The sequence below is a fragment of the Oribacterium sp. P6A1 genome, assembly GCF_000702885.1.
In the GTDB taxonomy this organism is placed as follows: domain Bacteria; phylum Bacillota; class Clostridia; order Lachnospirales; family Lachnospiraceae; genus Oribacterium.
The window spans coordinates 1-20,666 of sequence record NZ_JNKO01000008.1 but is presented as its reverse complement, the minus strand read 5'-3'; the positions used below and the strand labels follow the sequence as shown (position 1 = coordinate 20,666).

Here is a 20,666-nt window from a genome sequence, read left to right as displayed (position 1 = left end):
AGCACGAAACTCGTCTGTTTGACTTATTTGTCGGGAGTCTCATAAAAGCAAAAAAAGACCTGAATCGGATAATTCCGTGATGATGTTTCATCACATGAGAATTCTCTGATTCAGGTCTTTTCTGATTGTATTTCCTTGTAATGACACCATCAGCTTGAATGCCAATATCCGAAGCCGTTGGTACATATACATCAAATGTCTTAGCCATTAATTAAGCGGCCTTATCAAGATCTGCATCTTTTCCACGGGACATAACAGATATCACGCCGGAAAGTGCGATAAGAGCAATAAGGTTAGGTATAACCATGATGCCGTTCAGGAGATCCTGAAGATTCCAAACCAGCTCAACCTTAAGAAGTGATCCGGTGAAGATAAATACCACATCCAGAAGAGCGAAGGGGATGACTGCCTTCTTACCGAAAAGATATGTGATATTCTGTCTTGCAAAAAGAAACCATCCGATGATAGTTGAAAATGCAAAGAACAGAAGACAGATGGCTACAAACATAGGACCGAAGCTGCCGAAGCCTGTTGAGAATGCAAGCTGCGCAACAGGAGTACCTGTGATGCTTCCGGCATAAGGAACTTCAGAACCCAAAACACCGGAAGAGAGGATTACAAGGGCTGTCAGTGTAAGAACCACAAAAGTATCGATAAATACACCTATCATGGCAACCTCGCCCTGCTCCTGAGGATTCTTTACCTTTGCAAGAGCGTGTGCATGAGGTGTTGAACCCATACCTGCCTCATTTGAGAAAAGACCGCGGGCAACACCGAGACGAAGGGCCTGGCGAACTGTGATACCTGCACCTGCGCCTGCAACAGCCTCAGGAGTAAATGCGCCTGTAAAGATGGATACCACAGCAGGTACAAGATTTGCATGGTTAATGAAAATGATGATCACTGCAGCAACGATATAGAGGGCAGCCATGAAAGGAACCACTTTCTCGGTGAAAGATGCAATACGGCTGATTCCTCCGACAAATATAAAAGCAGAAATAAGAGCTACAAAGACACCGACAAGCCACTTTGGTGTTCCAAAGGCTGTATAGAAGGCATCACTTATGGAGTTTGACTGAACCATGTTACCCATGATACCAAGTGAAAGGATGATCATGACAGCAAAGAATGCTGCAAGGAACTTTCCTGCCTGTCCTTTAAATGCCTTGGTGATGTAATAAACAGGACCTCCGATAACCTCACCGTGCTCATCCTTTGTTTTGGTCTTCTGGGCAAGAACAGCCTCACCGTAGATGGTTGCCATACCGAAGAAAGCAGCAACCCACATCCAGAAAATAGCTCCAGGACCTCCGCCTACGAGAGCGGTAGCGCAGCCTGCGATATTTCCTGTTCCCACCTGTGCCGCTATAGCAGTGGCAAGGGCCTGGAAGGAACTCATTCCATCACTGCCTGAAGCCTCACCCTTTAAAGAAAAGCTTCCGAATACTCTGTTCCATGCATGGGGGAATCTTCTGACCTGTACAAAACCTGTACGGATAGAAAAATACACTCCGCTTCCTACAAGGAGAAAAAGAAGGATAAACCATACTTTGTCATCCAAAAGTGAAACCATGCTGTTAATTGCGTCCATAACTCATACTCCCTCTTAAAAGAATTACCCGTGGAGGTTAATAGCAAAGAAGGAATATAAATAAACTTTCGGGAAAACTATAGAAACATAACGGAATAAATACATCAGACCTTTAAATCGATAAAGTGGTCTGACAAAATAAAGAGGTACCTGAAAGTACCCATAGATATGTAATCATGATATCTAATGCAATATTTTCTCTGTCCTTTTGCCTGAGAGATTGGGGAAGGATAATTTCTTATCCCGGACCTTTGCACCTTCGGCACTCATTAAAGAGCTTCTCCAGAGTTCACTCCGTTATTAGTCTCCGTCTGTTACAGACTCCTGAGAGTTTTACTCCTTCGGCAGGCAGGTACTCCTATGAAAACAAAGCGTTTATCGGGAGATACATGATATCTCATAAATCCAAAAGGATAACACTGAAATATCGCTAACCACTTTTCTAATAACTTCTACGTATATATTATGCCCGCTAAGCGTAACATCGGTAAAACCCAGCGTCAAGGCGGAAGAAACTACTATAAATAATAGATATGCATGCCTGGCAAAACCGCAGTCAGACATAAAATGTGGTTATATTAAAACATTCTTCTATTTTTCCGTCAGAAGGTTACACCGGAACTATACGGAACTCAAATCCTGAACATACGCCTTAGCCCCCCGGCAGGCATTTTAAATCTAAAAAAATAAGTGCAGTTTAAGAGTTAATTACACTCTGACAACTGCACTTTGATGGTACTAAAGAAGACCGCTTTGAATGCAATTACCGGCATTCAAAGGGCCTTCTCTTTCCTTTTCATTTCCTTTTTCTTGTCGTACATGCGAACATCGGCGATATCGAAAAGCTGCGCAAAATGCATGTTTTCAGGGGATGTCTCAGGATCAAAGTCTGCTATACCATAGGCAACTGAAACTCTGTTCTCCACAGGGATGTCCGAAGCATTCTGTGCAAACATCTCCTGTTCGATACTTTCAAGTATACTGTAGCGCTTGCTATAATCGTCGTTATCATAAAGGAATACAACAAACTCGTCACCTCCTATACGGAAGAAGGGACTGTGAACAAAATTCTTGCGGAAGCAGTAGCAGCAGTTAATTATGTACTTGTCGCCATAAGTATGTCCGTAGAGATCATTGATCTTCTTCAGATTGTTTACGTCAAATACTATGATGGAGAAGGGTTTGCTCCTGTGCTGCATGATATACTCTGCATTGATAAGATATTCCTGGTATGCAAGCTTGCTCTTTGTACCGGTAAGAGCATCCCTGTATGCCAAAACCTTAATCTGCTCAACATATTCCTTCAGAGCCTGGGCGTTTTTGGTGAAGCTCACCGTCAGATCACCGATTTCATCATTGGACTCGGGCTCAAGTGTCAGATCAAGCTTTCCTGCGGCAATCTCCGAAGCGTAGTCCTTGAGTTTATGAATAGGTCTGATTATATGCTGTACCATAATCATAGTCAGAGAAAAGAAAACTATGGTTATGATTACGGAGGCTGACATGATACGTTTCATAAGCTCGATGCGCTCTGCATCAATAGCTTCCGTAGGAGCGCTTACCACAAGCTTCATATTGTTCTTAAGCGTATACCATGTCAGTTTGTAGTCGGTTTCCTTTACCGGACAGTTGAAATCCACAAGACTGTCGCTGTGATTCTCTGTACGTATACGCTGGGTTATCCTGTTTATTTCGGGACTCAGGGAAGCGAAATTTGTTCCTGCTTCATAAAGGCGGTGATATACCACATGTCCCTTTGTATCAAGCAGAAAAGAAATGCTTCCATCATACGGACTGATGCTGTCCAGATACTCTGTTATATATGTAAAATCGATGTTCATGCCTATGACACCTATGAACATGTCATCCTTATACATAGGTTTTACATAGGAAATAACATAGCTTTGATAGACATCATCATAATGGGGTTTCAGCCATAAATCTGTCCCTGCATTTCTGGCCTGAAAGTACCAGTTGACTTTGCTGTCCATCTCATCATACTGCTGGATATCGAGATGATCTGCCCGTATAAAGCCTTCGTCACTGGAGGGTCTGTAGTAATAAATATTTGAATCGACGGATGAAATCACAGGATTGAGGAGGATTCCATAAGAATAGATTATATCCTCTGTTCCTGAAATGATGTTAAAAACCTGATCAAGATCATCGAGGTACTCTTGTCTGAAAGCCGGATCCTTAAGATCATGCCAGTCATTCAGCATGGATAATGCATAAGACGAACTCTTATCGGCATTCTGAATGATAGTCTGCATCTTGTTGTTCAGGTTTGTAGCAGAATCAAGAGCAGTGAAATTCATAATTTTTGTTGAATTGGTATCCAGTATGGAAACTGACGTACTGATACCAACCCCGCCTATGACCAATGTTGTAAAGAAAATACATGCGAGGATCAAAGTGGCGAACTTTGTCTGTATTGAAATGTAAGGTTCGCGTAGAAACTTCATAGACCCTCCCAAAAAAATTTTTTATACATGAAAAACTAAAAAATACTGATTTTCCTACACTCAGAGCGTAACAATTTACCTGCTCTATTATACTATTTATATTTTATATAGCAACATTTAAAATAACACGTTATTGTTGTGAATTTAATATCAATATTGTTCTGCTGATACTTTTATTTTAATACTTTTCCACGAAAACTTATAAAATAATTATAATAACTTCATAAATATAATTATCCTTACAAAGCATGAAAGATTTTATAATTTTGTTTACGGCCTATGACTTTTGATTAAAAAACAGCTAAAATATACTCAGAAATAATAAACAGCTTAGGATAATGTGAAAAAGAACAGTTAATTTTTCATTATCAAAAACACATGATGTGATGGAGGGGTAATATGTTTGTTGTTTTATTCTTTTTTATCATTTTGATTGCCGCTGCGGTATCAACATTGGTCATCGTTCCCCAGGGCTTTGCCTATGTAACCGAGGTACTGGGCAAATATCATTCAACCTGGTATGCAGGTCCCCATTTCAGGATTCCTTTTTTTGAGAGGGTGGCAAGACGTGTAAATGTAAAGGAGCAGGTAGGCGACTTTGCAGCTATTGAAGCCATCACCAAGGACAATGTCATGCTCCAGGTAGACAGCGTTGTCTTCTATAAGGTACGTGAAAATGATGATAACCCCAAGAAATATGCTTACGGTGTTACAAATCCGGAGAAGGCAATCGAACTTCTTGCGGCAACTACTTTGAGAAATGTTGTTGGTGAGATGACCCTTGATGAAGCACTTACTTCAAGAGAAAGAATCAACGGTACCATGAGAACCGTGCTTGATGAAGCAACCGATGATTGGGGAGTTCTTGTGAGAAGAGTGGAGATCAAGTCACTTACTCCTAACGCCGATGTTCGTCAGGCTATGGAGAAGCAGGTAACTGCCGAAAGAAACAAGAGAGCTGAAATACTTGAAGCCGAAGGTCACAAGCAGTCGGATATTCTTAAGGCAGAAGGTCATAAGGAAGCCCTTATCCTTGATGCAGAGGCAGATAAGCGTAAAAGAATTCTCGAAGCCGAAGCGGAAAAGCAGGCCCTCATCGATAAGGCGGCCGGAAGAGCAGAGGCTATCAGACAGATACAGCAGGCAACTGCCGACGGTATCCGTATGATAAGAGAATCAGGAGCCGATGATGCGGTCATAAAGCTTAAGAGTCTTGAGACACTTGAAAAGGTGGCAGACGGAAATTCCACAAAGATATTCATCCCGTCTGATCTTACAAAGGTGGCATCCCTTGCATCTGTTGCGGCAGAGACATTTGAAACTTCAAAGGAAAAGGCCGGTGTAAAGACTCCTTCAAAGGAAGATGGCTTCGATATTCACAAAGAGCCGGACTTCCTTGAGAGACCCGGAAAATGACGAAACCGGGATGGTAATGTCTTTGTTCAGTTCCCGGGAAGATTAGCCGAAAACATAGGGCTGTTTATAAGAAAAGGAAATAATAAAGAAAATCCGGTAAAGCAGATCGAATGCTTTACCGGATTTTTATTTTCTTTATTTAAGATGGCTCAGTACCTAATAATCAGACACAGGTGTATCCGCCATCAACAGGAATCATAACACCGTTTACATAGCCTGATGCTTTTGATGCAAGGAAGAGGGCAGTTGTATCAAGCTCGCCTTCTTTTCCGTAACGCTCCATAGGTATGGAAGCCTTTGCGTACTCCTTGAACCAATCGGAATCAAGAGTTTCTTTTGTAAGAGGAGTCCAGAAATATCCGGGACAGATAGCATTGACTGTGATTCCCAGTTTGCCCCATTCAGCAGCAAGTGCTCTTGTAAGGTTTACAACTCCACCCTTGGCAGCATGATATGGACTTGCAGGAGCGATCTTGTTGCCAACAAGACCGTACATGGATGCAATGTTTATGATACGTCCGTATCCGGCAGGTATCATAGCCTTCTTTGCTGCGGCACGTGCAACCTTGAAGGTTCCGAACAGGTCTATATTGATCTCGGCAGAGAACTGATCATCTGTAATGTCCTCAGCAGGAGCAACTGCGCCTGTGCCTGCGTTGTTGATAACGATATCGATTCTTCCGAACTTCTCAAGAACCTTATCAACTAATGCTTCAACTGCCTCTGTATCTGTAATATCACAGCGGATAGGTAATGTTTCTACGCCGAACTCTTCAGTGAGCTCCTTTGCAACGGCTTCGATCTTTTCCTGACGACGAGCAACGGGAACGATAGTTGCACCCTGATTTGCAAGAGCCTTGGCCATCTGAACTCCAAGACCTGTTGAACAGCCGGTGACTATAGCCACTTGACCCTTTAAGTCAAAATACTCTTTCATTTTCCAACCTCTTTCCTGTCAGCAACTGACTTTAATTTTCACTGCTTCTGATTATACTCTGTCAATCAAAATTGGTCAAATTTTATAAAATTTTTAATCAAATTAAAAAATAATCGGTAAATTCGTTCCTGCTTAATATATCTTCGAGAGTATGGTTAATGTTTCTGAAGTGATTAATCAGCTCGTCTTCAAGTGCGGCACGGTCTCTGTTTTCGATGGCATCAACCATGCGGTCATGCTGGAGTACTACATTTAAACTGTCATCATAACGCTGCTTATCACTGCGTTCTACACCAAGGGCAAGGCGACGTGCCCGTATATAGTGGATATCGTATCTTCCTGTATGGGCCTGTACGAATTCCTTGTTTTCAAGATGGTAGAAAAAATCATGGAACTGAGAGTCGGCTTCTGTCATTTTCTCAAGTTCATTGAAGGAAAGCATATTTTTCTGATCACGAACCATACCACGGAGAAGCGGAACAAGGGGGCCAAGAAGATCTGCATCATAAGCATCCAGAACTATTCTTGTTTCCAGAACTTCTCTCAAATATCTTACGCGCTTCACTTCGTTAAGATCTATGCGGCTTACAAAGCTGCCCCTCTGAGGCTGTGAGTCCAAAGCGCCTTCAACATTAAGCCTTCTTACAGCTTCCCTTACCGGAATACGGCTGCAGTTAAACTGCTCCGCAAGACCAAGCTCACTAAGCTTGACTCCCGGTTTCAGTTCAAGGGTTGCTATCTTATTCCATAGATAATAATGTATCTCGTCCGGAAGCTTCGGTGCCTCGATAGCGGAGTCTTTGTTTTCAAAATTGGGTGTTTCCATATCAACCTCTCAATCTGGTATACAAATATAAGATAAACATAAAATAAAACCGGCGATAAATCAAGCCGACTCTGTATTTTCAAAAAGTGGTATACAGATATTATACTACATGAATCCGACTTTTCATCATTGCCGGATAAATTCCTTATAATCGTATCAATACTTTTGATTATTCACATAGATAAAAAAATCACAATATATTGTACCAATTACCCTAAATACCGTCCTGATCCGATGATGAATTAATGCAAAAAAGTCAAAAAACAGGATTGACATTATGGTGAAACAGGCTTAACATTAGCATCGTAAAAACTGGTATACATTTTCTGAGATGTTACACATATCTTTTGAAATGATGTGTAGTAAGTGAAGAAATTTAAAGCGTATTTAAAGGAGAATGCATTATGGAAATGACATTTCGTTGGTATGGATCAAAGTTTGATTCTGTAACTTTACAGCAGATTCGCCAGATTCCGGGCGTAACAGGCGTTATCACAACTCTTTATGACACAACACCTGGTGAGGTCTGGTCACAGGAAAGAATTCACGCATTAAAGGAAGAGGTTGAGGCTGCAGGTCTTCACATCAGCGGTATCGAATCTGTTAATGTCTGCGATTCCATAAAGGTCGGCGACAAGGATCGCGATATGTACATCGAGAACTACATTCAGACTCTTGAGAATCTTGGTAAGGAAGACATTCACCTTGTATGCTATAACTTCATGCCTGTATTCGACTGGACAAGAACCGAGCTTGCAAGAAAGAATGCTGACGGTTCAACAGGTCTTGCATACAATCAGAAGGCTATCGATGCAATCGATCCTTCCGATCTTGCAGCTTCCATGGAGAAGATGTCTCAGGGAACAGTACTTCCGGGATGGGAGCCTGAGCGTATGGCAAAGATCAACGAGCTCTTTGCTATGTACAAGGATATAGACGGAGAGAAGCTTTTCGAAAATCTCGTATATTTCCTTAAGGCCATCATGCCTGTATGCAACAAGTATGACATCAAGATGGCTATCCACCCTGATGATCCTGCATGGTCAGTTTTCGGCCTTACAAGAATCATAAACTCTGAAGAGAACATCCTTCGTCTTATGAAGGCGGTTGATGATGTACACAACGGTGTAACCTTCTGTTCAGGATCTTATGGAACAAATCTTGAGAATGATCTCCCTCATATGATCCGTGTACTTAAGGGCCGTGTACATTTTGCACATGTAAGAAACTTAAGATTCAACGATACATCCCGTGAGAACTACGATTTCCAGGAGGCATGCCACATTTCAAGCGATGGAAACTTCGATATGTATGAGATCGTTCGTGCACTTTACGAGACAGGCTTTGACGGTCCGATAAGACCTGACCATGGCCGAAACATCTGGGACGAGGTTGGTAAGCCTGGTGTAATGCCTGGATACGGACTTTACGACAGAGCCCTTGGCGCTACATATATCCAGGGACTTTGGGAAGCTATAGAGAAGAGTGAGAAGAGACTGGGAGGAAACTAAAATGCGTTTAACACTTGAAGGATTAAAGGATAAAGAGGCATGGAAGCAGGCCGGTGTACAGCTTCCTCAGTATGATATAGAAGCTGTTGCGGAGAATACAAAGAAGTCTCCTGTATGGGTACACTTCGGAATCGGAAACATTTTCCGTATCTTCATCGGCGGTATTGCAGACACTCTCATCGAGAAGGGTGCTCTTGATAAAGGAATCACCTGTGTGGAGACATTTGACTTCGATGTTGTGGACAAGATTTATGCGCCTTACGACAATTTGGTACTGGGCGTAACCTTAAAGGCTGACGGTACAACAGAGAAGAGAGTCATCGGTTCTCTGACAGAAGCTGTTAAGGCTCAGGCTCAGGTTCCTGAGGACTGGAACCGTCTCAAGGAGATTTTCACAAATCCTGAATTCCAGATGGCAAGCTTTACCATCACAGAAAAGGGCTATGCTCTTAAAAATGCTTCCGGCGAGTATTTCCCCTTCGTACAGGCAGACATCGACAACGGTCCCGAGAAGCCGGGTGCAGCCATGGCTATCGTTACAGCTCTTCTTTTTGAACGTTTCAAGGCAGGAAAGTATCCTGTAGCCATCGTCAGCTGCGACAACTGCTCACACAACGGTGAGAAGCTTATGTCTTCAATAGTAACAATGGCAGAAGAGTGGTCAAAGAAAGGCTTCGTTCCGGCAGACTTCATTGATTACTTAAAAGATGAGTCAAAGGTAGCCTTCCCATGGTCAATGATCGACAAGATCACACCGAGACCTGCAGAGTCTGTTGAGGCTGAGCTTGAGAAGCTTGGCATCGAGGACATGGCTCCTGTAGTAACTTCAAAGCGCACATTCATCGCACCTTTTGTTAATGCTGAGGGTCCTCAGTATCTTGTTATCGAAGACAAGTTCCCTAACGGACGTCCCGCACTTGAGAAAGCCGGTGTTTACATGACAGACCGTGATACCGTAAACAAGGTTGAGAGAATGAAGGTTACAACCTGCTTAAATCCGCTTCATACAGCACTTGCTGTTTACGGCTGCGTTCTCGGATATAACCTTATTGCCGATGAAATGAAGGACAAGGAGCTCAAGGAGCTTGTTCATCGCATCGGACCTGTAGAGGGCATGCCTGTAGTTACAGATCCCGGAATCCTTTCACCTGAAACCTTTGTTAATGAGGTTATCAACGAAAGAATACCTAATCCTTTCATGCCTGACACACCTCAGCGTATCGCCACAGATACATCCCAGAAGGTAGGCATCCGTTACGGTGAGACCATCAAGAGCTATGTTGCGAAGTATGGTGATGCAAAGAAGCTTGAGGCTATTCCTCTTGCCATTGCAGGCTGGCTCAGATACCTTCTCGGCGTTGATGATCAGGGTGAAGCATTTGAACGCTCATCAGACCCTATGCTTGAGTCTCTTACAGAGGCCGTTAAGGGAATCGAGCTTGGCAAGCCTGAAACTGTAGGCGATAAGTTAAAGCCTATCCTTTCCAATGCCAACATTTTCGGCTCAGACCTCTACTCAGTAGGTCTCGGAGAGAGAATAGAGGAGCTTTTCAAAGAGGAAATCGCCGGCAAGGGTGCAGTAAGAGCAACTCTTGTGAAGTACCTTGGTTAAAGCTTCAAATTACAAATATGCTTAAATTTGATTAATTATCAATTTTAACTTTTATGTATGGCTATACTTACTGTATTATTTAATACTGTAGGTATAGCCTTATCCATAGAGAGCATGTTCCTTTTCTTAGGATAGCTTAATATGACATAAATGTAAGAGCGTTCTTTGCAGAACGATTCGATGTCGGCTTTTGACACTCATGTCTTACTGTTAGAAAGGCGCCTGCAAATCACCCTGAGAAAAGAGATAGGATATGCGTATTATTTTTGCTACACATAACAAAAACAAAATCATCGAGGTAAGGCAGATACTGGGCGAAGTGGCAAGCGACATAGTTGCAAAAAGCGAACTCGGTATCGACTTTGAGCCTGTTGAAACGGGAAAGACATTTGCGGACAATGCAGAACTTAAAGCCGCAGGCATAAGAAGCTACATGCTGGCCCACGGAATGCTGAAGGACGATGACATTATCATGTCAGACGATTCCGGACTATGCGTGAACTACATGTTCGGACTGCCGGGAATATACAGTGCAAGATATCTGGGCGAGGATACTTCATATGAAGAGAAGAATGCCCGTATCATACATGAACTTCGGTTTGCACAGGGCGAGGAGCGTGCAGCACACTTCACATGCAATATCTGCGCGGTATTCGCTGACGGAAGAGTATTTCATACCGAGGGACTTTTTGAAGGTCTGATCGCAGAGGAACCGAAGGGCACGAACGGTTTCGGCTATGATCCCATACTGTATCTTCCGGAATACGGAAAAACTTCAGCCGAGCTTACTCCTGAGGAAAAAAACAGCATGTCTCACAGAGGCAAGGCTCTCAGAGCCATGAGAGATCTTCTTAAGAAGGTTTTCGAAGAAGATAAGAAAAAGGGAATCAATCAGGCAGCATTCCCCGAGAATAAGGAGGACAGCGGACTTGTCCGCCCCTTTCAGACAATCCTTGTAGTAAGTGACTCGCATCATAAAGACGAGAATCTGAAGGATGTACTGAGCCGTCTCGGTATGATAGATTTCCTCGTTCATCTTGGCGATGCAGAGGGAACAGAGGGCATGATACAGCAATATGCCGGAGATGGTGTAAAGTGTTACTTTGTGCAGGGAAACAACGATTTCTTCAATGATCTTCCCAGGGATATAGTTGCGGAATTCGGTAACCACAAGTGCTTTATGACTCACGGTCACTATTACGGGGTGAATTTCGACATGACACAGCTCGCAGAGGAGGCAAAGCTCCGGGGATGTGATATCGCCATGTTCGGCCATACCCATAAACCTTTTCTGAAGGTTGTAAACGGTGTTACATGCATAAATCCGGGTTCTATAAGCTTCCCCAGACAGATTGACAGACGTCCTTCCTATATGGTCATAGATATAAACGAAGAAGGGGAATTCAAATATCACCAGGTCTATCTTGACAGGAAATGATACTGAACTGAATTCTTTTATATGAGTCAGGGTTGAGAGTGCGGAGCACGAAACCCGACTGTTTGACTCAATTATATGAAGAAGAGCTTTGTTTGAAATTCTGTAAACCGGTTTTGTTCTTTGTAAATCGCAGGTACTTTTACTTGTAAGAGCTGTTTTTTTAATATATAATATAGTCTTGTAAGCGGTTACAAAACCGCTTATGTTTATGAACCTGTATTTATATTGTTATACAAAGGAGATATGTTATGACACAAGAAGAATTTATGGCAAGACTTGCTGAAATTAAGGTTTGTCCTGTAGTTGTTATTGATGACGTTGAGGATGCTGTTCCTCTTGCAAAGGCTCTTGAAGCAGGAAAGCTTCCTATGGCTGAGGTTACTTTCAGAACACCTGCAGCTGCCGATGCTATCGCCCGTATCGCCAAGGAGTGCCCGAATGTAGTAGTTGGTGCCGGTACAGTCATCGATCGTGAGCAGTGCACACGTGCCATCAAGGCAGGTGCTCAGTTCATCGTTGCACCATCTTTCTCAGATGAAGTAGCACAGTGCGCTATCGGACACGGAGTAGCATATTGCCCCGGAACATGTACTCCTACTGATATAACAAATGCTCTCAGATACAATCTTCCTATGGTAAAGTTCTTCCCTGCAGGAAACTACGGCGGACTTAAGACAATCAAGTCTCTTGCAAGCGTATTCCCACAGATCAAGTTCATGCCTACAGGCGGTGTTAATGTTGATAATGTCAACGAGTATCTTGGTTTCGACAAGATCATCAGCGTTGGCGGTACATGGGTATGCAAGAAGGATCTCGTTGCAGCCAAGGACTGGGCAGGCATCACAAAGCTTTGTCAGGAAGCTTACGATCTCACACACTGATTATTTATGCTGTTCTGTATCCGGAAGGAGATACAGAACAGCATTTTATTTAAAGTAAATCGTGGCATTTCCCCCTGTAAAATCAAGGCTTAAAGCCCATTCAAAAAAATATTTGAAAAAAGTTTGAATTTGTTGTTGACATTCTCGCGGGTATTCGCTAATATAACTGAGTCGCCTGAAGCGAGCGACACAAAAACAAATGAGTCAGTAGCTCAGCTGGATAGAGCAACGGCCTTCTAAGCCGTGGGTCGGGGGTTCGAATCCCTTCTGGCTCATTTCTCTTTTGAGAAAAAGAGAATGACAATAAAGGTTCGCTAACGCGGCCGTAATATGGTGGGTATAGCGTAGTTGGTTATCGCGCCAGATTGTGGTTCTGGAGATCCCGGATTCGAGTTCCGGTACCCACCCTTAGCCAGCAGGCTAAAGTGGGGCTATCGCCAAGCGGTAAGGCACAGGCCTTTGACGCCTGCATTCGTTGGTTCGAATCCAACTGGCCCTGTTTATGAGGCTGTAGCTCAGTCGGTAGAGCACTTGACTTTTAATCAAGTTGTCGCGAGTTCGAATCCCGTCAGCCTCATCTTTTATATTTTTGATCAGTTCAGATGTAACTTCGGTTACATCTTTTTTTTGCTTATTTTTCCGTTTTTACCGCTTTTTATGCAAACCAGGTTATATCAGGTGTGTAAAATTAATTTTTTTAAGATTTTTCATAGATTTAATTTTTTGGAATTATGTAGTATATTATTTTTTACAAAAAAATATTGATACATGATATGAAATTTAATTCATTCATGTCTTTTTTTATGTAGATAGATACAAGTGGGTATGATATATTAAAAACCGCGCTAAATTACAGGAAACAGGAAGAAATTTATGTTCAACGATGATGCTTATTTTCGCTTTGGAAATCTAATAGGATATAGAGATTCATTTACGGATACTGCATTAACAAATGAAAAGCTTGTGGCATTATTACAGCAGGCAATCAAGTCAAGCAATCTGATACTCGTATGCTTCGATGACAAAAACAGGCTTACATACGCTAACGCAAGAGCATTTGAGATGTTTAACGTTACCAGCAGTGAGAGTCTGGAAAAGGTATTCTTTAATTGGATAGAGACCTATTCCAGTAATCTTGAATATTCCAACTGGTGTCAGGTTTATGAGTCCATAGACGGAGAAAAGGTCTTCGATATCACATGTCAGCATATAAAGAGTGCTGAAGGCAAGCTTCGCAGTTCCATATACATCATAGATGAGTGCGTTTCCAATGTTTCCGGAAGAGCAGGTGCACTATACAGACAGATGCATGATCCCCTTACCGGTCTTTTAAATCGCGAGGGATTCTGTCACGTAGTGGAAGAGTACCGTAATCAGCATAAGCTGGACCGCGGCGCACATTACCTCATCATAACAAATATCCGGGATTTCAAGCTGATAAATCAGATACACGGAGACAAGTTCGGCGATTCCATACTTAAGACTACAGGACGCATAATCAAGTCCCTTCTGTATGCAGATGATATTTACGGACGTCTGTACGCAGATAAGTTCGCAATCCTTGTTCCCGAAAAGAATTTTGACAAGGCAATGTATCACAGCATGATAAATCTGATCAGAAGTCAGATCACATCCGAAAAACATGTACTTCGACTCCAGGCAGGTGTCTATAAGATGGATACCATGATGGACGATGTAAGCGCAATGTGCGACAGAGCCATGATAGCTTTAAATTCCATCAAATCAGAGGACCCTGTAACCTTTGCCTTTTATGATCCTGAAATGATGAAAAAGGCCATTACCGAGAAAATAGTGGTTACTCATTTTGAATCGGCACTTAAGAACGGGGAATTCAGAATATATCTGCAGCCGCAGATGAATCAGCATGAAGAGCTGATAGGTTGTGAAGCCCTTGTAAGATGGAAGAAGGATGACATTACCGTTATTCCGCCCAATGCCTTCATACCTGTTCTTGAAAAGTCCAATCTGATCAGCCATTTGGACGCTTACGTCTGGGAACTTGCAGCAGTCAAGCTCCGTGAGTGGAAGCATACCGAGTTCAGAGACTTGTATATATCTGTTAATATCTCTCCGAGAGATATGGAGTTTATGGATGTATACGAAGTCATCACAGGTATTGTGAAAAAGTATGATATAGACCCGGGAAAGCTGCATCTCGAAATAACAGAGACCGCTATTATGCGTAACCCGGCCACTGTAAGCGAGATGATACTCCGTCTGAAGGATGATGGCTTCATAATTGAGATAGATGACTTCGGAAGCGGATATTCTTCCCTTAACATGCTGAAGGATATAAGAGCCGACGTTGTAAAGATCGATATGGGCTTTCTGCGCAAATCCGAGAATGAGGATCGAAGCAGGATAATACTTGATTCTGTTATATATATGGCTAAACGTCTCGGAATGTATACCGTCACAGAGGGTGTTGAAACACCTCAGCAGTTCCGTGAGTTAAATTCCATGGGATGTGACGTTTATCAGGGATATCTTTACTCAAAGCCTGTATCTATCATGGACTTTGAGAAGAAATACAGCCGTATCTATAAGAGCGAGAAAATCATCTGATATAATTAATGGTGGATTATCTTATCGTCATTTGCTATTATATAAAAGCGCTGATGATTAAGAGAATCCACCTTTTTCATTAAACGGGGTTGTGGCGGAATTGGCAGACGCGCAGGATTTAGGTTCCTGTGTCCATGACGTGAGGGTTCAAGTCCCTTCGACCCCATAAAAATAATCAAAAAGACGGCTCCCTATGTGATTTTTAAGATCACATAGGGAGCCGTCTTTTTATTAAAAAAAAATAAAGCAGTTTAATTATCTTAATTTTTAAGCGGATTTCTAAGTAATTTTGTACTATTCTTTTTCCTTGTGCGCATGTAGAGGTTTCTATTGCGCTATAAATATTTTAAATACTCCATATAAAGAATTCTCTTTCATGGAGCAAACATCGAAATTCAAACAGTTTAAGCGAAGAGTGAGCGCTGAATAGTATGAAAAAGTTTATTACATTGATGTTTCTTTTTTTGATGTCCGTTTTTCCGGCATCAACAGCAATTGCATCAGAAAGCAATTCAATCACCATTTCACATATTAAAAATTCCAAAAATCAGGCAATAAGCGGTTGGAACATAGCTCTATATGAGATAGCGGCTTATGATTCAGAAACACTTTCCTACTCTGTTGAGGAAAGCTATAAAGGCTTAATAGATACAGCCTTTATAACAGAAGAAAAAACCGCCAACGAAATATCCAACAAGGCTCTGGAGCTTCAGGACCATATAAGAGAAACCGGAATTACAGCAACAGCTTCAGCTTCATCGGACACTGAAGGCAAAGTATTTTTTGAAGACCTTAAAGACGGAATATACATCATCATTTTTTCCGAAAGAGACGACTATGATGCATCTCCCAGTCTGGTTTCTGTTCCCGGGTACGAGTCTTCTTCAGTCTCCATAGAGGCAAAGATCGAGGATTCAAAAGGAAACGGTGGTGGCGGAGGAAATACTCCCGATAATGATTCACCTTCATCACCCGACCATTTTGAATACGAAAAGGGAAACGTTCTCGGTGCAGGTCGTGACCTTCCCATACCTGAAAAAAAGATGGTCCTTGGGGCAGGCAGAACACCACAGACAGGAGACGAAAGCAGGATGCAGCTGTATCTTTATCTTACAGCCGCTTCAGTGCTGATACTGATATCCTGGATGATCATATGGCTGAAAAAAGCGCGAAGATAAATGTTTTATTCCATGGGATGTCGGTCATGGACACTCTCATCATAATGTAATTTTAAAATAGTAGTAGAAGAGTAGAAAAGAAGTTATTTGGTATGAAAAAACATTTCACAGAGCTTACTCCCTGCTTTAACAGCAGATTTAAAAAACAGTTCATGAGCCTGTTAATGGCATCTGCCATACTGGCATTAAGCATAATGAGGGATGCGCAGCCGGTTATAGCAGCATACAGGGACAACTACATAAACAGTATCATCGAAGGATATGAATCCGGTGAACTCACAAGAGAAGAAGCCAGAAGAGCACTTACCAGAAACGGAGTGACAGATTCTCCTATATTTGATTTTGATGAAGATTCCGACGGAAACAAAATCTCCACCAAAAGCGATTTATCGGTAAAACTCGGAGAAGCAGAACGCAGGCTTGATGATAAGATAATGGCCGGCATTGACAAAATAAGCAGTAACAGATCCTGTTTTGTATATGCGAGACATGAGGATGATATCAAGAACAATAAATTTGCTTTTGATATTTCTACTAAAAGCGAAATACAGAAGAAAAAGACTGCAACGGCCAGCGAGATAAAGGAAAACGGGAAGAAAGCAACAGCCAGCGAGATAAAAGACTCTGAGGATTTCGATGAATCAATCATGGGAAAAGAAGATGATTCCCGGATCAAATCCGGAGATAACAATTCCGCTGAAAAAGAAAATGACGAAAAGGACCTTGAGTCAGAAGATGCTATAGAGATAAATGATTACCTGACCATATCTTCAGTAAAACATCTTTCACACGGAAAGCTCACAGAAGCTACAGAGTTTGATTCAAACGAAAAAATCAACGTCACACTGTTCTTCAACATTCCCGGAGAAACCCTTTCCCCTGAGGAATCTAGCGTGGTCTATGTTATGCCTGAAGGTCTTGTGGCTGTAAAAGACGAGACCGGAGATGTACGCTCCAATGACAGAACCATCGGAAGATATGTCCTTAAGGAGGATTCCCTCATCATCCGTTTTGACGAGAGCTTTGTAAAAAAAGGAAAGGACATAGACGGAGCCTTTTACTTTAAAGCAAAGGCAATGCCGGAAAATGAGGATGACATCACAGAGATAGAACTGGGAGGTCAGGCCGGCAGCATTTCTATTTATAAAGCGCTGTCTCAGACTGCGGTTTCTGATGATGAAAAAGTATCTGTTACAGCATCTTACGGCATTTCTACATTTGAGGGTGATGTTTCCCTCAGGGTAAGTGCGGTTAAGTCAGAGGATAAGAAAAATGCCGAGGAAGCCTTTAACAAGCTTCTGAAGGACGAAAAACTGTATGTCAGAAATCTTTATACTTACGACATTTCCTTCATAGATGAAGACGGAAATGAAGTGGAGCCGGATGGCAATGTCTCCATCAGCATGGAGTTCACAGAGCCTGTGGTAACAGAAGAAAATTCCGAAGTGAAAATCTATCATATAGAGAACAACGATCTTAATCGTGTTAAAGACCTGACTGAATCTTCCGAAACAGTCGTTTCCGAGGATTCGGATGGGGCTGTTCAAAAGATAGAATTTTCTTCCGAATCATTCTCAAAGTATGCCATGGTTGAGACAGGAATAAACATTGCCGATCTTGCTGAAAATGTTTTCATCGAAGGTGCTTATTCCGATGACGGAAAGACCTGGACAGTAAGAGAAGGAAAAAACTACAAGCTGAAGCTTAAATTTAAGGAAACCAACGATAATCAGTTTCCTGATAATGACACCTGGATGACATACCGCATCCCCTTGGGACTTTATCTGGAGGATACAGAGACTACCTTTCCTGCAACTATCGAGGATGGTAGTACTTCTTACATAGTCGAAGGAAACCGTATGGTGGTAGACAGCACTGAGGGTATAGTGGGATTTCAGTGGAATAAAAATAGCTCCAACTACAACATGCTTCTTAACTCCACAAACGTAGAGTTTTACGCAGAACTGGAGGGACATTTCGACAAAACATCAAAGAGGGTGATGTTTTCGGATACAGTTGTAAGAGAAATAGTGGTAGATGATTCCCACAGAGTCAATATCAAGAAAGAGGGCTATTACGATAATAAAGATAATAAGATCCATTATACAGTTACCGCAAGTGCAGAAGGTGTTTCCGAAAATATAACCATTGAGGACAAGATTGACGGAAAGGCTCTCAGTCTGGATACGGACTCCATCAGAATAAAAGGTAGTGACAAAGCGGTTATCAGCTCAAAAGACAGCCGCGGCTTCACCATCAAAGTTCCGAAGATGAACGACGACGAAATCATTACTATCGACTACACCGCATCAGTAAATCTTCAGAGCATCGATAATTACAGCCAGATCAGCTTTGATGAAACCGGAAATACAGTAACCGTAAAGGTTCCGGGTATAGAAAATGTTATAGACACGCATTATGAGTCCGATATTTCTTACTCAAGTATAGTCAAATACGGCACACTTGTTGATGATCCAGCAAAGGTTTCAACAGCCTCAAACGGTTGTACAGTCCGTGATGTGACCTGGACAATTCATGCTAACGATGAGAAATTAACATCTATTGCATATATAAAGGACACAATAGATGAAGCTTCAAGATCCTGTATGAAGTATTCCGGAAAGGGAATTCATGTTGAGGTGACAAACTATTAGTAGTCAATAGGTTTTAGAGAAAATTTGGGATTAATTGACTTGAGGGTAACTTTAATAAACCATCTGAATATACCGTATTTCAGATGGTGGACGGATCAGATATTATTTGAAATTAGCGTGATTTCTGAGAATTGAAGTCTATGTTTTGTTTTTCTAAAGCAAAGATTACTCGTATGAGTTTCTTTGCAACATGGGTTATAGCTACCCGATGAGGTTTACCTTCATGACGCTTCTTGGCATAGTAAGTTGCAAAAGTCATATCGAAGCGAATTAAAGGAAGACAACAGTTTAGCAAGACATATCGCAATGGAGATGATCCGTGCTTTACCATCTTTCCACCATGGGATTCTGTACCTGAATCATTTACGCTTGGCTCAATGCCAGCAAATGCTAGCATCTGTGCTGGTGATGAAAAATTGGAAATGTCTCCGTATTCTGCGTAGATTACTGCCGCAGAAATAGGACCAATTCCTGGAATGGTCATGAAGTGAGGACGAACTTCGTTGATGAGCCTTATAATCTCGCCTTCAAGCGAATTTATTTCTTTGACTAAGGATTTGAAAAGGGATAGTAAACTTTCAAGTTCGACATCAAATATGGAATTATTGATGCCAACAGTATTAGTAGCTAAACGCTTCAACTCAAGGAACTGTTGAGGAGAAAACTTACCATGGGATATGCGACGGATTTCATTATAGTCAGTTTCATTCATGGCAGACATGTTTTCAGCAGAGCCGTAGTTTTCTAATAGATATAGAGCTGTTTTAGAAAAACGTTCATTAAAGAATGGCTTAAACTCCGGAAATGTATGGTCAAGAACATTAGTGAGTTTAACAAGATATAAAGATCTTTGACGGACTAACCTATCGCGAAGACGGGTTAATGACTTTAAAGAATAAGAGTGATAAAATCCTTTTGAATGGGGTTTGTACTCAACAGTCATTAACCATCGAGCAATAGATTCACAGTCAACAGAATCGGTTTTTGTACGCCTTAGAGTGGTTGATTTTTTATATTCCGATATCAAGACTGGATTTACTTCCATGAACGTTAGCGAGGCGTTTTCAAGGAAAAGCTCAAGATTTAGGGCGTAATGAGATGTTGATTCAAACCCTATTCTTATGTCCTCGGGAGAGGATAAAGAGTTAATAGTTGTGAATAGTTGATCAAATCCTTCTTTATTGTTTTTAAAAGTGAATTTAGCAACTACAGATTGATCGGCTGCAGCTATAATGCAGCAATCATGTTTGTACTTGGAAATATCAATTCCAGCAAAATACATAGACATTAGATATAACCTCCTGATTATTATAGTTGGCACTGTTGTCTACCACAGAGAGATCGACTGTGTAATCACGTAAATCTAAACGTCAAGCGTTAACAAACTAATTACCAGTATTAGACGAAAAGCTGTGGTCTGAGTCACCTCACACCAGTCAAAGCTGTATTGATTTAGAAACAGATCCACAGTGCCTAAATAAATATATCAGAAAAGGATTAGAAATAGCCCAGAGAACCTGGGAGAAAGGAATAATCCAATCACTTTTCTAATATGATTGGATTATACGTGA

At 41.7% G+C, this 20,666-nt stretch carries 13 protein-coding genes, 5 tRNA genes and 1 riboswitch; of the genes, 13 read left to right on the top strand and 5 right to left on the bottom strand.

Features of this window, described 5'->3' with window-relative positions:
- Positions 1-211: 211 nt before the first annotated feature.
- Together T515_RS07430 and T515_RS07425 are read right to left on the bottom strand one after the other, a co-directional pair.
- The gene (locus T515_RS07430; RefSeq protein ID WP_036609385.1) at positions 212-1,591 is read right to left on the bottom strand and encodes an alanine/glycine:cation symporter family protein; all 1,380 of its coding nucleotides are present in this window, start codon (positions 1,589-1,591) and stop codon (positions 212-214) included.
- Between the two features lie 190 nt (positions 1,592-1,781).
- Positions 1,782-1,887: riboswitch (glycine riboswitch) on the bottom strand.
- A 477-nt stretch (positions 1,888-2,364) separates the two neighbouring features.
- Positions 2,365-4,056 carry a sensor domain-containing diguanylate cyclase gene (locus T515_RS07425; RefSeq protein WP_036609383.1) on the bottom strand — a complete coding sequence of 564 codons (1,692 nt, stop codon included), beginning with the start codon at positions 4,054-4,056 and terminating at the stop codon, positions 2,365-2,367.
- A gap of 399 nt (positions 4,057-4,455) precedes the next feature.
- Here T515_RS07425 and T515_RS07420 point away from each other — a divergent pair, with 399 nt between their 5' ends.
- Entirely contained in the window at positions 4,456-5,472 is a 1,017-nt protein-coding gene (locus tag T515_RS07420) for an SPFH domain-containing protein (protein WP_081832719.1), read from the top strand.
- Between the two features lie 163 nt (positions 5,473-5,635).
- On the opposite strand, the gene T515_RS07415 is transcribed toward T515_RS07420, so the two are convergent.
- Both T515_RS07415 and T515_RS07410 read right to left on the bottom strand, forming a co-directional pair.
- Positions 5,636-6,409, bottom strand: a complete 774-nt coding sequence (locus tag T515_RS07415) for an SDR family oxidoreductase (protein ID WP_036609381.1) — start codon at positions 6,407-6,409, stop codon at positions 5,636-5,638.
- 97 nt (positions 6,410-6,506) lie between these two features.
- Positions 6,507-7,235 carry a GntR family transcriptional regulator gene (locus T515_RS07410; RefSeq protein WP_051671547.1) on the bottom strand — a complete coding sequence of 243 codons (729 nt, stop codon included), beginning with the start codon at positions 7,233-7,235 and terminating at the stop codon, positions 6,507-6,509.
- A gap of 404 nt (positions 7,236-7,639) precedes the next feature.
- Here T515_RS07410 and uxuA point away from each other — a divergent pair, with 404 nt between their 5' ends.
- The 12 genes from uxuA to T515_RS07350 all read left to right on the top strand — a co-directional run bounded on the left by uxuA (position 7,640) and on the right by T515_RS07350 (position 19,095).
- Positions 7,640-8,746 (top strand): mannonate dehydratase, encoded by a 1,107-nt coding sequence (gene uxuA, locus T515_RS07405; protein WP_036609378.1) that lies wholly within the window; start codon positions 7,640-7,642, stop codon positions 8,744-8,746.
- A 1-nt stretch (position 8,747) separates the two neighbouring features.
- A complete protein-coding gene (locus tag T515_RS07400) occupies positions 8,748-10,358 on the top strand; it encodes a mannitol dehydrogenase family protein (RefSeq protein ID WP_036609376.1) in 1,611 nt (536 codons plus the stop codon).
- Positions 10,359-10,611: 253 nt separating this feature from the next.
- Positions 10,612-11,796, top strand: coding sequence for an RdgB/HAM1 family non-canonical purine NTP pyrophosphatase (gene rdgB / locus T515_RS07395; RefSeq protein ID WP_036609374.1), 1,185 nt, complete (start codon positions 10,612-10,614; stop codon positions 11,794-11,796).
- A 248-nt stretch (positions 11,797-12,044) separates the two neighbouring features.
- Complete coding sequence (locus T515_RS07390; protein ID WP_036609372.1) at positions 12,045-12,677, top strand: bifunctional 4-hydroxy-2-oxoglutarate aldolase/2-dehydro-3-deoxy-phosphogluconate aldolase; 633 nt, start codon at positions 12,045-12,047, stop codon at positions 12,675-12,677.
- Positions 12,678-12,878: 201 nt separating this feature from the next.
- A tRNA-Arg gene (locus T515_RS07385) sits at positions 12,879-12,952 on the top strand.
- Positions 12,953-13,010: 58 nt separating this feature from the next.
- Positions 13,011-13,084 (top strand) — tRNA-His (locus tag T515_RS07380).
- Between the two features lie 20 nt (positions 13,085-13,104).
- Positions 13,105-13,176, top strand: a tRNA-Gln gene (locus T515_RS07375).
- A gap of 5 nt (positions 13,177-13,181) precedes the next feature.
- Positions 13,182-13,254, top strand: a tRNA-Lys gene (locus tag T515_RS07370).
- A 296-nt stretch (positions 13,255-13,550) separates the two neighbouring features.
- Positions 13,551-15,263: a GGDEF domain-containing protein gene (locus tag T515_RS07365; protein WP_051671546.1), complete on the top strand. Its 1,713-nt coding sequence runs from the start codon at positions 13,551-13,553 to the stop codon at positions 15,261-15,263.
- An 85-nt stretch (positions 15,264-15,348) separates the two neighbouring features.
- A tRNA-Leu gene (locus T515_RS07360) sits at positions 15,349-15,429 on the top strand.
- A gap of 265 nt (positions 15,430-15,694) precedes the next feature.
- Positions 15,695-16,441: a sortase B protein-sorting domain-containing protein gene (locus tag T515_RS07355; RefSeq protein WP_036609371.1), complete on the top strand. Its 747-nt coding sequence runs from the start codon at positions 15,695-15,697 to the stop codon at positions 16,439-16,441.
- Between the two features lie 92 nt (positions 16,442-16,533).
- Complete coding sequence (locus tag T515_RS07350; RefSeq protein ID WP_036609369.1) at positions 16,534-19,095, top strand: hypothetical protein; 2,562 nt, start codon at positions 16,534-16,536, stop codon at positions 19,093-19,095.
- 112 nt (positions 19,096-19,207) lie between these two features.
- Here T515_RS07350 and T515_RS07345 read toward each other — a convergent pair whose 3' ends face one another.
- Positions 19,208-20,383 (bottom strand): IS110 family transposase, encoded by a 1,176-nt coding sequence (locus tag T515_RS07345; RefSeq protein ID WP_036609367.1) that lies wholly within the window; start codon positions 20,381-20,383, stop codon positions 19,208-19,210.
- Positions 20,384-20,666: the final 283 nt, after the last annotated feature.

Bases quoted from the DNA above. Each gene is read 5' to 3' on its own strand.
- T515_RS07365 (WP_051671546.1), top strand. From the start codon at position 13,551: ATGTTCAACGATGATGCTTATTTTCGCTTTGGAAATCTAATAGGATAT.
- T515_RS07390 (WP_036609372.1), top strand. From the start codon at position 12,045: ATGACACAAGAAGAATTTATGGCAAGACTTGCTGAAATTAAGGTTTGT.
- T515_RS07400 (WP_036609376.1), top strand. From the start codon at position 8,748: ATGCGTTTAACACTTGAAGGATTAAAGGATAAAGAGGCATGGAAGCAG.
- T515_RS07350 (WP_036609369.1), top strand. From the start codon at position 16,534: ATGAAAAAACATTTCACAGAGCTTACTCCCTGCTTTAACAGCAGATTT.
- T515_RS07420 (WP_081832719.1), top strand. From the start codon at position 4,456: ATGTTTGTTGTTTTATTCTTTTTTATCATTTTGATTGCCGCTGCGGTA.
- T515_RS07415 (WP_036609381.1), bottom strand. From the start codon at position 6,409: ATGAAAGAGTATTTTGACTTAAAGGGTCAAGTGGCTATAGTCACCGGC.
- T515_RS07425 (WP_036609383.1), bottom strand. From the start codon at position 4,056: ATGAAGTTTCTACGCGAACCTTACATTTCAATACAGACAAAGTTCGCC.
- T515_RS07345 (WP_036609367.1), bottom strand. From the start codon at position 20,383: ATGTCTATGTATTTTGCTGGAATTGATATTTCCAAGTACAAACATGAT.
- T515_RS07410 (WP_051671547.1), bottom strand. From the start codon at position 7,235: ATGGAAACACCCAATTTTGAAAACAAAGACTCCGCTATCGAGGCACCG.
- T515_RS07430 (WP_036609385.1), bottom strand. From the start codon at position 1,591: ATGGACGCAATTAACAGCATGGTTTCACTTTTGGATGACAAAGTATGG.
- rdgB (WP_036609374.1), top strand. From the start codon at position 10,612: ATGCGTATTATTTTTGCTACACATAACAAAAACAAAATCATCGAGGTA.
- uxuA (WP_036609378.1), top strand. From the start codon at position 7,640: ATGGAAATGACATTTCGTTGGTATGGATCAAAGTTTGATTCTGTAACT.
- T515_RS07355 (WP_036609371.1), top strand. From the start codon at position 15,695: ATGAAAAAGTTTATTACATTGATGTTTCTTTTTTTGATGTCCGTTTTT.